General features: G+C 70.3%; 11 protein-coding genes and 1 tRNA gene. 7 read left to right on the top strand and 5 right to left on the bottom strand.

The genetic code is table 11. The features are described 5' to 3' along the window. Window positions 1-67: 67 nt before the first annotated feature. Window positions 68-1084 (bottom strand): alcohol dehydrogenase catalytic domain-containing protein, encoded by a 1017-nt coding sequence (locus tag GXY85_02985; protein ID NLW49794.1) that lies wholly within the window; start codon window positions 1082-1084, stop codon window positions 68-70. A 20-nt stretch (window positions 1085-1104) separates the two neighbouring features. Beyond that, window positions 1105-2097: an aldo/keto reductase gene (locus GXY85_02980; protein ID NLW49793.1), complete on the bottom strand. Its 993-nt coding sequence runs from the start codon at window positions 2095-2097 to the stop codon at window positions 1105-1107. Window positions 2098-2260: 163 nt separating this feature from the next. Between GXY85_02980 and hisF the strand changes: the two genes are divergently transcribed. Next, window positions 2261-3007, top strand: a complete 747-nt coding sequence (gene hisF / locus GXY85_02975) for an imidazole glycerol phosphate synthase subunit HisF (protein ID NLW49792.1) — start codon at window positions 2261-2263, stop codon at window positions 3005-3007. A gap of 3 nt (window positions 3008-3010) precedes the next feature. Here the strand turns inward: hisF and GXY85_02970 are convergent, their stop codons facing one another. The 3 genes from GXY85_02970 to GXY85_02960 form a co-directional block, all read right to left on the bottom strand. After that, the gene (locus tag GXY85_02970; GenBank protein NLW49791.1) at window positions 3011-4036 is read right to left on the bottom strand and encodes a rod shape-determining protein; all 1026 of its coding nucleotides are present in this window, start codon (window positions 4034-4036) and stop codon (window positions 3011-3013) included. A gap of 293 nt (window positions 4037-4329) precedes the next feature. After that, complete coding sequence (locus GXY85_02965) at window positions 4330-4542, bottom strand: hypothetical protein (GenBank protein ID NLW49790.1); 213 nt, start codon at window positions 4540-4542, stop codon at window positions 4330-4332. A gap of 41 nt (window positions 4543-4583) precedes the next feature. Further along, window positions 4584-5432 (bottom strand): hypothetical protein, encoded by an 849-nt coding sequence (locus GXY85_02960; protein ID NLW49789.1) that lies wholly within the window; start codon window positions 5430-5432, stop codon window positions 4584-4586. A 446-nt stretch (window positions 5433-5878) separates the two neighbouring features. On the opposite strand from GXY85_02960, the gene GXY85_02955 reads away from it, so the two are divergent. The 6 genes from GXY85_02955 (at window position 5879) to GXY85_02930 (ending at window position 12501) form a co-directional block, all read left to right on the top strand. Beyond that, window positions 5879-6640 (top strand): SDR family oxidoreductase, encoded by a 762-nt coding sequence (locus GXY85_02955; protein NLW49788.1) that lies wholly within the window; start codon window positions 5879-5881, stop codon window positions 6638-6640. Window positions 6641-6743: 103 nt separating this feature from the next. After that, window positions 6744-7631, top strand: a complete 888-nt coding sequence (locus GXY85_02950) for an SMP-30/gluconolactonase/LRE family protein (protein NLW49787.1) — start codon at window positions 6744-6746, stop codon at window positions 7629-7631. 102 nt (window positions 7632-7733) lie between these two features. Then, window positions 7734-8639, top strand: coding sequence for a Gfo/Idh/MocA family oxidoreductase (locus tag GXY85_02945; protein NLW49786.1), 906 nt, complete (start codon window positions 7734-7736; stop codon window positions 8637-8639). Between the two features lie 218 nt (window positions 8640-8857). Next, window positions 8858-11170 carry a mechanosensitive ion channel gene (locus GXY85_02940; GenBank protein NLW49785.1) on the top strand — a complete coding sequence of 771 codons (2313 nt, stop codon included), beginning with the start codon at window positions 8858-8860 and terminating at the stop codon, window positions 11168-11170. A 103-nt stretch (window positions 11171-11273) separates the two neighbouring features. After that, window positions 11274-11363, top strand: a tRNA-Leu gene (locus tag GXY85_02935). Between the two features lie 70 nt (window positions 11364-11433). After that, complete coding sequence (locus GXY85_02930) at window positions 11434-12501, top strand: DUF362 domain-containing protein (protein ID NLW49784.1); 1068 nt, start codon at window positions 11434-11436, stop codon at window positions 12499-12501. The last annotated feature ends 2 nt before the right edge of the window (window positions 12502-12503 follow it).

The following is a 12503-nucleotide window of genomic DNA, read 5'->3' as shown; positions in this document are numbered from 1 at the left end:
ACGTCCACGGTCGGCGGCGCCGCTGGAGGGGCACGCTCCGTCGTGCCCGCCCCCGGCAATCCCGGGCTCAGTCGGCCATCTGCACGACGACCTTGGTGGCGCCGGTCGTCTTGTCGGCGGCGGTGTGGAACGCCTCTTCGACGTCGGCAAGCGGAAACGTGTGCGTGACCAGCCCGCCGGCGTCGACGCGGCCCGAGGCGATCAGCTCGATGGCCCACTGGAAGTCGGGCTTCCCGTCGGTGACGGCGTAGCACTGCGATCCGGTCAGCTCGATCTCCCTGTCGACCAGCGGCGCGAGGGCGGCCATGATCGGGCGCGTGACGCCGCCGACCAGGACCATCCGTCCGCACGAGCGCACGGCGGCCAGCGCGGTCGAGAAGCTGGTGCCGGCCGCCACGGTGTCGATGGCGGCGTCCACCATCCGGTCGGGTCCGAGCACCTCGGCCGGGTTGTCGCGGCCGATCAGCGCCACGTCGTCAGCGCCAAGGCGTCGGGCGGCCTCCGCCTGGTGCGCGTGGCGGGCGACGACGACGACGCGGCCGGCGCCCTGCGTCCGGGCGGTTGCCGCACAGAGCAGGCCGATGGTGCCCGCGCCGACGATGCCCACGGCGGAGCCCGGCTCGAGGTGCGCGCGGCGGACGGCGTGGAACGCGACGGCCAGCGGCTCGACCATGACGGCCTCGGCATCGGACAGGGCGTCGGGCACGGCGAAGACCGAACGGGCCGGGAAGCAGGTGTATTCGGCCATCGCGCCGTGCTCCTGCCAGCCGTACCACGAGATCGACGGGCAGTGGTTGTAGCGGCCGCTGCGGCAGAAGACGCACTGCCCGCAGTGCCCGAAGCATTCGGCGCAGACGCGGGTGCCGGGCGCGAGGTCCGTCACGTCGTCGGCCACCTGGTCGACGACGCCGCAGACCTCGTGTCCGAGCTTGCCGTTGCGCCAGTGCCCGCGGAAGATGTGCAGGTCGCTGCCGCAGATTCCGCACGCCCGTACGCGGACGCGCACGCAGCCGGCGGGCGGCCGGGGCACGGGGGCGTCGATGAGGCGCACGGCCTGCTTGTCCGGCACGAGTGCGATCTTCATCGTCGTTCCCTGCCGAGCGGTCATTCGGGTTCGCCCAGATCCGCGAGCCAGCCGCGGATCTGCGTTATCTCGTCGTCGGTCAACTGCCAGTCGGCGCCCCCGGCGTTCTCCTCCACCTGGTCGGGTCGGCGGGCGCCGACGAGGGCGGCGGTCATGCCCGGCTGGCGGAGGGCCCAGTTGATGGCCAGTTGGGCGAGCGTCTTGCCGTGGTCGGCGGCGATGGGGCGCACCTTGTCCAGGAAGTCGAGCACGCGTCTGCGGTTGTGCGGGCGGTACCACGGCTTGTCGTTGCGGACGTCGTCCGGATGGAACGTCCGATCCATGGTGACCTTGCCCGTCAGGAGGCCCTGGTGCAGGGGGCTGTAGCAGATCACGGCCAGGTTGTCGTCATGGCAGTACGGCAGGAGTTCGGCCTCGGCGGCGCGGTCCAGCATGCTGTACGGCGGCTGGTCGCTGACGATGGGGACGTAGGTGCGCAGTTCCTCGATCATGGGGCGGGTGAAGTTGCTGACGCCGACGGCGCGGGCCTTTCCCTGTTCCAGGATCCGGTTGAGCGCTTCGGCCGTCTCCTCGAGCGGGACGGAGGCGTCGGGCCAGTGGCACTGGTACAGGTCGACGTAGTCGACGCCGAGCCGTTGGAGGCTGCGGTCGATCTCTTCCAGGATGGCGTCGCACCGGAGGTTGCGGAAGACGGTGACGGGCGAGCCGTCGTCGAGCTTCGCCTCGAACGACGGCGTGCCGTCCCGGCAGTCCCAGCGTAGGCCGCACTTGGTGGCGACGACCACGCGGTCGCGGCACCCCTTGATGGCTCGGCCGACGACCTGCTCGCTGCGGCCGAAGCCGTACATGGGCGCCGTGTCGATGGTGTCGATGCCCAGGTCGATGGCCTTGCGGATGGCCCGGACGGACTCGGCGTCGTCGGCGCCGCCCCATCTCCACCCTCCGATGGCCCACGCGCCGAAGACGACGCGCGAGACCCGCACCCGGCTGCTTCCCAGTCTGGCGTACTCCATCGGGCATCTCTCCCGTATGAGCATGACGGTCCTCTCGGCGGGGCACAGCATAACCGATGGCGGCATTTGTGCAAGCGCTTGTGGTCCGGCGCCCATGTGGTAAGCTGTGCCGGAACACCTCTGATCCGCAGGAGAACGCACCGTGGGCGACCTTGTGAAGATCATGCCGTGCCTGGACATGAAGGACGGGCGTGTGGTCAAGGGAGTGCACTTTGTGGACCTGGCCGACGCCGGCGACCCGGTCGAGTGCGGCGCGGCCTACGAGAGGGATGGCGCCGATGAACTGGCCTTCCTGGATATCACGGCGACGGTGGAGAAGCGCGGCACGATGCTGGAGGTCTTCGGCCGGGTGGCCGAGGCGGTGGGCATTCCGCTGACGCTCGGAGGGGGCATTCGGTCGCTGGCCGACGTCGAGGCGGCGCTGGACGCGGGGGCCGACCGGATCAGCGTGAGCAGCGCCGCGGTGCGCCGGCCGCATCTGATCGAGGAGGCGGCCCGGGAGTTCGGCTCCGACCGCATCGTGCTGGCCGTGGACGTGGACGTGTCCGCCCGGCTGCCGAGCGGCTACGAGGTGTACGTCGACGGCGGGCGCACTCCGACGGGGATCGATGCGTTCGAGTTTGCGCAGGCCGGCCAGGAGCGCGGGGCGGGGGCCATCCTGCCCACCAGCCGTCGCACGGACGGCACCAGGGAGGGCTACGACATCCCGCTGACGCGCGGCATTGCCGACCGGGTGGGCGTGCCGGTGATTGCCAGCGGGGGGGCGGGCACGCTGGAGCACTTCCTGCGGGGAGCGGTGGATGGCCATGCGGACATCCTGCTGGCGGCGAGCGTCTTCCACTTCGGCGAGATCGCCGTGCCGGAACTGAAGGCCTACCTGAAGGAGCACGGCGTGGCGGTGCGCGTGTGAGGGTCAGTCGGCGAGCACGCTCTCATACTCGTCGATGCGTTCGAGGAGCAGGGCGGTGCCGCGCGCGACGGCGGTCAGGGGATCGTCGGCGACGCGCACGGGCAGGCCGCTTTCCTCCGCCATGCGCTCGCTCAGGCCGGGGATGAGGGCGCCCCCGCCGACGACCGTGATGCCGGTGTCGAGCAGGTCGCTGGCCAGTTCCGGGGGCGTGCGGTCCAGGCAGGACTTGGCGGCGTCGATGATCTGCAGGACGGGCCGGCTGATCGCTTCGCGGATCTCGGCGCTGCTGATCTCGAGGCGGCGGGGCAGCCCGGCGGCGATGTCTTTGCCGCGGATCTCGTAGGTGACCTCTTCCTGGAGGGGGTAGGCGGACCCGATGGCGATCTTGACCTCTTCGGCGGTGCGGTGGCCGATCTCGAGCCCGTACATTTCGCGCACGTAGTTGATGATCGCGTCGTCCATCTCGTCGCCGGCGACGTTGAGGCTCTCGAGTGTGACGATCTCCCCCAGGCTCATCACGGCGACTTCCGAGGTGCCGCCGCCGATGTCGATGATCATGGACCCGACGGGTTCGCTGATCTGGAGCCCGGCGCCGATGGCGCCGGCCTTGGGCTCGGCGACGGTGTAGACCTTGCGTGCGCCGGCGTTGAGGCCGCTGTTCTTGACGGCTTCCTTCTGGACGGCCGTCACGCCGCTGGGGACGCTGATGAGGAGCCGGGGGCGCATGCCCCAGGAACGGCGCTGCACCTTCTGGATGAAGTAGCGCAGCATGATCTCGGTGATCTCGAAGTCGGCGATGACGCCGTCCTTGAGGGGGCGGATCGCGCGGATGTTCTCCGGCGTGCGCTCGATCATGCGTTTGGCTTCGTTGCCGACGGCGCGGCCGTCCAGCGGCACGGAGGGCGGGTTGGTTCCGGTTTTGATGGCGACGACGGACGGCTCGATCAGGACGAGCCCCTTGCCGGGGACGCAGACGAGCGTGTTGGCCGTGCCCAGGTCGATGCCCAGGTCCAGGGCGCCGAAGCTCATCACGGTGTTGAGGATACGACGGAAGGACGCACCGGGTCTGGCCGCCATTTGCCCTGCCACCTCCGCCTGTAGCGTCCGTCAGGTCTTCCGGATTATAGCCGTCCGTTCCACCACAAGTCCAACGGTGCGTGCGCACAAAGAGAAGGGCCACGCTTCCCCCCGGCGTCGCCGCAGGTTACGTGGCCCAGATGTTCGGCTCGTCCCCGCGCTCGGTCCAGAGCGCGCCACGCGTCCACCGGGCTCCCATCCGTCGGGCGGGGGCACGGGGCGGATGCGGGCCCTCACTCGACCGGCTACGCGGCGGGTGCTTCCTCCGAACTCGCGTCGCCCTCGGACTCCTCCGCCTCGGGCGCCTCAGGCGCCTCGGGCGCTCGGCGGCTCGATGCGGCCGTCACGGGGCGGAGCTCACCCGTGTACTTGGTCGTTTCGTACCAGGTCGCCAGGGAGGCGAAGACGAGGAGCAGGCAGGCGGCGAGCAGGAGGCCCTGGATGAGTTTGCTGTCCATGGTTGGAGGCGCCCTTCAGTTGCCAAAGAAAAGGCGGCCGTTCACGGGATCTGCGTGGTGGCCCGATCGCCTTCCCGGATGGTCATGCCCTCGGCGATCAACTGGATCTGGCCGACCGATGCGTCCTTCTGCACCTCCTGGATGATCAGGCGTGCCAGGTACTGGTCGTCGCGGTACAGGGTGAACGTCGTGTTCGGCTTCACGCCGGCGTCCTTCCCCTTGTCCACCACGGCGATCATGTAGTCGGGATCGACGCGGACGACGCGGCCGTTGACGATGGGCAGTGAGATCGGCGGGATCGCCACGTTGCGACGTCTCAGTTCCTGGATCATGGCCAGCAACTGCTCCTCGCTGGCGGACGTCTCCTGCAGGGTGATCTTGGTCTGGGTCAGGTCATGCTCCAGTTGCCCGATCGTGGCGTCGCGTGCGGCCACGGTCGCGTCCAGCTCGGCGATCCGCGCCAGGTTGGCCTGGATGGCGGCATCGCGCTGCGCGACGGTCTCGTGCAACTGCTTGATGCTGGCGTCGCGGGTCGCGATGTCGCCTTCGAGGGCCGTGATGCGCCCGTCGCGCGTCTGGATCGTTGTGTTCATCTCGCCGGTGAGCTGCCGCAACTCCTTGACCTGAACGTCGGCGTCGCGCTTCTCGCCCAGCAGCCGTTCGTTCTCGGACTCGAGACGGGCCTTGGACGTCTCAAGGAGTTCACGGGTCTCCTTGAGTTCGGCCTCGGCCTTGGTCTGCCCCGCCTGGGCGGTGCGGAGGGCCGTGTCCGCGTTCCGGTAGGCCTCGCTGTAGTTCGTGCGTTTGTTGTAGAGCATCACCTGCGTGACGGCGAACGTAAGGCTGAACACGAACACCAGGACGACCAACGTCTTCGTGACGGCGCTCATCTGACCCTCCTCGGCGAGTTGTTGTCTGCCCGAGAGCACAGTAGTATCCGCAGTTGCCGTAGATTATAGACCTCCTGCGGTCAAAGTCAAGTCTCTCCAGTGCGCTTTGTGCGATGCGCCGGGAACGTCCTCCGGGCTGCCGTCCGGGGGCTGTGGACGCTCTGTGTGGCGTCCAGAGGCCCTGCGCGGGCTGCGGCGGGCGCCGGGCGGCCGGCGAGGTTTGTGCGGAAATCCTGCCGGGCGGGCCGGCCGGCCCCGGGTGAGCGGCCGCCATCGGCCTCTTCCTGGGAAGTGCGCACCGTGCCCGCGGACCGGGGCCGGGGCGTTCCCGAACCGCCCTGTGCCGGCTTGAACGCCCTGCGGCCCGGGCATAGAATGGCGGGCGGACCGCCGCAGCCGGGTGCGCGCGGCCGCGAGGTGAACAGCCCTCCGGACGGGAGCCGCGCGTGGACCTCTTCGACCTGACGGGCAGGCGGGCGCTGATCACGGGTTCCTCGCGGGGGCTGGGGCGCGTGCTGGCGGACGGCCTGGCGCGGGCCGGTGCGGAGGTGGTCGTCAACGGGCGCCGGTCCGACGCGGTCCGCGAGGCGGTCGAAGGGATCCAACGCGAGGGGCTGCGCGCCCGCGCCGCCGTGTTCGACGTGACGGTCGAGGAGGAGGTGGAGGAGGCCGTCGCCGCCATCGAACGGGACGCGGGGCCGGTCGACGTCCTGGTCAACAACGCCGGCGTCAACCTGCGCGGGCTCCTCGCCGACTTCGCCACCGGCCGGTGGCACGAGCTGATGGCCGTGAACCTGCACGGCGTCTTCCACGTCTGCCGGGCGGCCGGCCGGCGCATGGTCGCCCGCGGGGCCGGCAAGGTCATCAACATCGCGTCCCTCATGAGCGAGGGCGGTCGGCCGGGCGTTGTCCCCTACGCCGCCAGCAAGGGGGCGGTGAAGATGCTCACGCGCGCGCTGGCCGTCGAGTGGGGTCCGCACAATGTGCAGGTCAATGCCATCGGGCCCGGCTACTTCCGCACCGAGATGACGCGTTCGCTCTGCGAGGACGAGTCGTTCGACTCCTGGGTGCGCGGGCGCACGCCCATGCGCCGCTGGGGGGAACCGGCCGAGTTGATCGGCGCGGCCGTGTTCCTGGCGTCCGACGCTTCGTCGTTCGTGAACGGACAGGTCCTTTACGTCGACGGCGGCTGGCTGGCCTCGCTTTAGGCTCTGTCTGAGGGTTCGTGGCCGGCCGGAGCCGGAGGGATTCCCAGACAGAGCCTGGGCCGGCGGCTGCAGAAGGAGGACGGGGATGGGCTACGTGGCGGCGATGGCGGTTCTGGCGGTGCTTCTGGGCGTGGCGGGCGCCGGGTCCGGGCGGCTTCAGTCCTCCGAGGTCGCCGTGGCGGCGACGGGCCTTCGGTTCACCGAGGGGCCGGCCGTACACCCGGACGGCTACCTGGTGTTCAGCGACATTCCGGCCGACACGATCTACGCGCTCAGGGACGCGGGGCCGGAGGTCTTCCGGCGTCCCAGCGGGCAGGCGAACGGACTGGTCTTCGACGGCGGCGGGCGGCTGCTCGCCTGCGAGCACGCGAACCGGCGCGTCTCGCGCACGGAGCCCGACGGCACGGTGACGCCGCTGGCCACCCACTACCAGGGCAAGCGGCTCAACAGCCCGAACGACCTGGTGGTCCGCTCCGACGGCGCCGTCTACTTCACCGACCCGCCGTACGGCGTGCGGCCCGAGGACCGCGAACTGCCGTTCGCCGGCGTCTACCGCGTCGGGACGGACGGCGCGATCACGCTGCTGGCAGACGACTTCGTCAAGCCGAACGGCCTGGCGTTCTCGCCCGACGAGACGGTGCTCTACGTCGCCGACACGGACAGGGGGTGGCTTCGGGCGTTTGACGTGCGCGCGGATGGCACGCTGGCCGACGGGCGCGTGTTCGCCCGCACGGAGCCCTCGGGCGGGCTGCGGCCCGACGGACTCAAGGTGGACGTGCGCGGCAACGTCTACGTGGCCGGGGCCGACGGCATCGTCGTGTTCGACTCCGAGGGCCGGCCTCTCGAGACGATCGCGCTGCCGGAGCGCCCCGCCAACCTGGTGTTCGGCGGGCCGGAGGGCCGCACGCTGTACATAACCGCCCGCTCGGAGGTGTACAGCGTCATCGTCCGGTTTGCCGGTGCCCTGGGGGCCGCACGCCGGGCGGACTGAGCCGGCCAATCCGGCGGCTGACGTTGCCCTTGTGCGCCGGAGTATGTATGTTGTGCGTGTTCTGGGTGGTTTCGCGCCTGTGGGCAGACCAAGGAGTGGACAATGGCGGACCTGAAGATCGGTGTGGTCGGACTGGACACCTCGCACGTCGAGGCGTTCATCAAGCTCATCAACTACGATGACCAGAAGTACCACGTGCCCGGCGGGCGCATCATCGGTGCGTTCCCGGGGGGCAGCCAGCAGGTGGAACTGAGCCGCAGCCGGGTGGGCAAATACACGGACGCCTACCGCGACGAGCACAAGGTCAGGATCTACGACTCGATCGAGGCGCTCTGCAAGGACGTCGATGCCGTGCTCCTGCACAGCGTCGACGGCCGCCAGCACCTGGAGCAGTTCGACGTGATCTCCCGGGCCGGCAAGCCGGTGTTCATCGACAAGCCGCTGGCCTGCTCGACGGCCGACTCCCGCGCCATCGCCCGCCTGGCCGCCGAGCGCGGCGCGCCGGTCATGTCGTGCTCGGCCATCCGCTACGCGAAGGGTGTCGCCGGCCTGGTCGGGGCGGATCAGAAGGTCGGCTCGGCGGAGGTCTTCGGCCCGATGGCCATCCTGGACGATTACCCCCCCTACTACTGGTACGGCGTGCACAGCGCCGACGTGCTCTACGCCTACCTGGGTGCAGGCTGCCGGAGCGTGCAGGCCTTCCACACCGACGACGCCGACCTGATGGTCGGGCTCTGGGAAGACGGTCGCATCGGGACCGTGCGCGGCCTGCGCCTCGGCGCGTGGCAGTTCGGCTGCACGTTGTTCACCAAGGACGGCGCGGTCCACAGTGTCCAGGCCTCCGAGCCCCCGGCCTACGCGGGCCTGATCGAGAAGGTCATGCCGTTCTTCCAGACCGGCCGGGCGCCGATCGACATCGAGGAGACGGTGGAGGTGATGGCCTTCCTGGAGGCCGCCGAGACCAGCATGGCCGAAGGCGGCCGCGCGGTCGAACTGCCGAATGCCTGAGGCTTCGGGCGACCCCGACTCAGCGCCCTCCCGCCGTCGGAGGCCGGAGGGCGGCCGGGAAGCGAGCCAGCCGGACGGACCGGGTCCGTTCCGGCTGGTTCCGTTTGGGGCTTCTGCCGCATTGACCGCACGGGGTGCGCGCAGTAGACTTTCGGCCGGTGCGCTGCAGGCCGGACGACGTCGCCCGGCGTACGTTCCCAGTCTGCCGGAGGCGGCATATGCCCAGCGATGGGGCGCGGATGGTGGGGCCGTATCGGATCGTGGAGCGGATTGGCGAGGGGAGCACGGGCGAGGTGTTCCGTGCGGTGCAGCCCCCGCGCGACCGGGTGGTGGCCGTCAAGGTCTTCGCGGAGCGCTTCGCCGGCGGCCCGGAGGCGTTCGCGCGCTTCGAACGCGAGGTCGGTGTGGCGGCGCGGCTGAAGCATCCCGGCATCGTCCCCGTGATCGACTGCGGCCGGGACGGCGACGCGTTCTACGCCGTCATGGAGCATGTGGACGGTCAGAGCCTCGCGACGGCCATGGGGGCGGGGCCGATGCCGCCCGCCGACGTGATGGACTGCGCGCTCCAGGTCTGCGACGCCCTCGCCTGCGCCCACGCCGAGGGCGTGGTGCACGGCAACCTGAAGCCCTCGAACATCCTCCTGGATGCGGCGACCGGCCGGGCCAGGATCTCCGACTTCGCCATCGCCGCGTTCCGGACCGAGGGCGTCGGCGCCGGCACCATGATGTGGGACATGCGCTCGGCGGAGGCTTTCCACTACATGGCCCCCGAGCTCCAACTGGATGCCCACAGGGCCTCGGCGCAGTCGGAGGTCTACTCCCTGGGCGTCATCCTGTACGAGATGCTGACCGCCACGGCACCGGTCGGGCACTTCAAGCCTCCGAGCATGGTCCGGGATGACGTCCCCATCGCAATGGATGCCGTCATCAGCCGGTGCCTGGCCGAATCGGCGGGGGACCGTTACCGCAGCGTGGACGAGCTGAAGCGGGCCCTGTTACGGCTGAGACGGCCCCAGCGGCGTCGGCGTCGGTCGGAACCGGTGGTGCGGCGGCTGGACCCTCCGGCGGCCGCGGTGCTGATCGTGCTCCTGAGCGTGGTGCCGGCCCTGCTGCTGCGGCTGGTCGGCCGGGGCCGGCTGTCGAGCGCTGCGGTGTCGCACGACGGGCTCATGGCGGCGCTGACGTTCGTCCTGGTCGCGCTGGGCGCCGTGCTGGTCACCCGCCTGATGCTGCGGGCGCGGATGGTCCGCGGGTACATCTGGCTGCTGCCCGTGCTGACGGTTCTGAGCGTGGGGGCCTGGGTGGCGGTTCACTCCACGCCGTTGCGGGGCGGCGGGCTGCTGCTGGGGCTCACCCAGTTCATGGCGTCCTTTTCGGCGTTCGTGTCGGTGCTGGTGGCCGTGGCGCGTGCGGCGTTGCCGGACGGGGCGCAGCGGACGCGCGGCGGTGTGCCGCCGCTGATACGCAAGCTGGCCGTGCTGGTCTGCGCGTTCCTGGGGTTCTTCCTCCTGATCAAGTGGGCGTTTCCCGGCCTCGACCTGACGCCGGTCTTCGTCACGTCCGGCGCCCTGTCGATCGTCGTCGGGCTGGCCGTGCAGGACTCGCTCCACAACGTGCTGGCGGGCGTCGTTCTGAGCACCGAGCGGCCCTTCCAGGTCGGCGACTGGATCCGGATTCAGGATGTCGAGGGGGCGGTGACCGAGGTGAGCTGGCGGGTCACGAAGATCCTGACCCGCCAGAACGATCACGTCGAGGTCCCGAACAGCGTGATCATCCGGGAGCGCGTTCTGAACCACACGCGGCCCACGTCGCTGCATCTGCGCAAGGTCCGGGTGGGAGTGGCCTATGAGGTCCCGCCGGGGCTGGCCGTCGGGGCGCTGACGGAGGCGGCCGCACGCGTCGGCAGCGTCCTGAAGAGCCCGGCCCCAGGCGTGCACTTCGTGGACTATGCGGATTCCGCGCTGATCTACGAACTGCGGGCCTACATCGACGACTACGCCGCTGCGGAGGCCACCGATAGCGAGCTGCGCAAGGAGATATGGTACGCGTTCAGGCGGCACGCGATTACCATTCCCTTCCCCCAGCGCGACGTCAACCTGCGGCAGATCGCGGAGGCACCCCGCCGGCGGCGCGGGCGCTTCGTGGCCGCGGTCGGTCTGCCGCGCGGGTTCGTGTTCGAACTGCTGGATGGGCGCACGACGATCGGGCGCAGCCCGGAGAACGTCCTGTGCATCACCAACCAGCACGTCTCCTCCTCGCACGCGGTCGTCGAGCAGACCGAGGACGGCTTCGTCATCCACGACCTGAACAGCCGGTGGGGTACGAAGGTCAACGGCGAGCCTGTTCAGTCCGCACCGCTCAGCCCGGGCGACGTCGTCGAGGTCGGTCCTATCGGGCTGGTCTTCGAGACCGACGAGGCCCCGGCGGCCGGGGGGCCGCACCGCTGGCTGCACGGGCCGGTGCTGTCCTCGGCGGCCGTCGAGGAGCCCGGGGCGGCTTCCATGGACCGCACGCCGGAACCCCCCGGCTGATCCGCCGGCGGCGTTCGGGAGCTTGCCTTCCGGGCCGGCCTGGGGTAAGTTGGGTACCCGGTGCCGCCGGGTTCTCCCCGGGGGGCCGCGGTCAGCGGACCGTGCCAGGATGGCGGAATAGGCATACGCGTCGGTTTCAAAAACCGATGGGCACTCCAAGCCCGTGCGGGTTCGAGTCCCGCTCCTGGCACCATGCTCGTGCGCGGCTTCGGGCGGAGACGCCGCGTCGGGTTCTCAGAGCGTTCAAACGAGGGGGATGTCGTATGGGGAGCACGGTGTGGTTCGCTCCGTTCGAGGACGGGGCCGATGAGGGCACCGTCTGCCGCCGCACGCGGGAGGTCTTTGCGGCGGCCGGGCTGGGCGCGGTGGTCCCGGAGGGCGCCATCACGGCCGTGAAGACGCACTTCGGCGAGCGGGGCAACGACAGCTTCGTGTCGCCGGCCTGCGTGCGCGTTGTCGTGGAGGAGGTCAAGCGTGCGTGCGGGCGGCCCTGCCTGGTCGAGACGTCCACGCTGTATCGCGGCCAGAGGCACAACGCCGTCGACCACTTCAACCTGGCCGTGGAGCACGGGTTCGGCCCCGAGGCGATGGGCTGCCCGTTGATCTTCCTGGACGGCCTGCGCGGCAACCTGCACGTGGAGCGGCCCGTGAACCTGCGGCACTGCGAGACGGTGGCCGTGGCGGGCGACTTCACGCTGATTCCGGCGGCCATCATCGTCTCGCACTTCACCGGTCACGTGCTCAGCGGCATCGGCGGCGCCATCAAGAACGTGGCGATGGGGCTGGCCAGCCGGGCGGGCAAGCTGCGTCAGCACTCCCAGGGGCGGCCGGAGGTGCAGGCGGCTGACTGCATCGCCTGCGGCACGTGCGCCCAGTGGTGCCCCGAGGACGCCATCATGGTCGGCCAGGCGGCCCACATCGACGAGGGCCGCTGCATCGGCTGCGGAGAGTGCGTCTCGGTCTGCCCCGTGGGCGCGATCGACTTCGACTGGAATGCGCCCGCCGCGACGTTCAACGAGAAGATGGCGGAGTATGCCTACGGCATCCTGGGCGACAAGCGGGACCACGTCGGCTTCGTCACCTTCCTCCACCGGGTCACCCGGCACTGCAACTGCATGGGCACGAAGGGCGAGAAGGTCTGCCCGGACCTGGGCGTGCTGGCCTCGACCGATCCGGTGGCGATCGACCAGGCGGCCGTCGACCTGATCAACGGGGCGGCGGGCAGGGACCTGCTCGAAGAGGTCTGGCCGGGCGCGCAGTACACGGCGCAGTTCGCGCACGGCGAAGCGATCGGCCTGGGCAGTCGCCGCTATGCGCTGGAGCGCGTGTAGCG

The organism is Candidatus Brocadiaceae bacterium (assembly GCA_012728835.1).
Lineage (GTDB): Bacteria > Planctomycetota > Brocadiia > SM23-32 > SM23-32 > JAAYEJ01.
Note: the sequence above shows the minus strand (reverse complement) of the source record. Positions and strands in the feature narration are given on the sequence as shown.

Coding starts and splice junctions, on each gene's coding strand:
- GXY85_02985 (NLW49794.1), bottom strand. CDS start 1,084: ATGAAGATCGCACTCGTGCCGGACAAGCAGGCCGTGCGCCTCATCGAC.
- GXY85_02980 (NLW49793.1), bottom strand. CDS start 2,097: ATGGAGTACGCCAGACTGGGAAGCAGCCGGGTGCGGGTCTCGCGCGTC.
- hisF (NLW49792.1), top strand. CDS start 2,261: ATGCCGTGCCTGGACATGAAGGACGGGCGTGTGGTCAAGGGAGTGCAC.
- GXY85_02970 (NLW49791.1), bottom strand. CDS start 4,036: ATGAGCTTCGGCGCCCTGGACCTGGGCATCGACCTGGGCACGGCCAAC.
- GXY85_02965 (NLW49790.1), bottom strand. CDS start 4,542: ATGGACAGCAAACTCATCCAGGGCCTCCTGCTCGCCGCCTGCCTGCTC.
- GXY85_02960 (NLW49789.1), bottom strand. CDS start 5,432: ATGAGCGCCGTCACGAAGACGTTGGTCGTCCTGGTGTTCGTGTTCAGC.
- GXY85_02950 (NLW49787.1), top strand. CDS start 6,744: ATGGCGGTTCTGGCGGTGCTTCTGGGCGTGGCGGGCGCCGGGTCCGGG.
- GXY85_02945 (NLW49786.1), top strand. CDS start 7,734: ATGGCGGACCTGAAGATCGGTGTGGTCGGACTGGACACCTCGCACGTC.
- GXY85_02940 (NLW49785.1), top strand. CDS start 8,858: ATGCCCAGCGATGGGGCGCGGATGGTGGGGCCGTATCGGATCGTGGAG.
- GXY85_02930 (NLW49784.1), top strand. CDS start 11,434: ATGGGGAGCACGGTGTGGTTCGCTCCGTTCGAGGACGGGGCCGATGAG.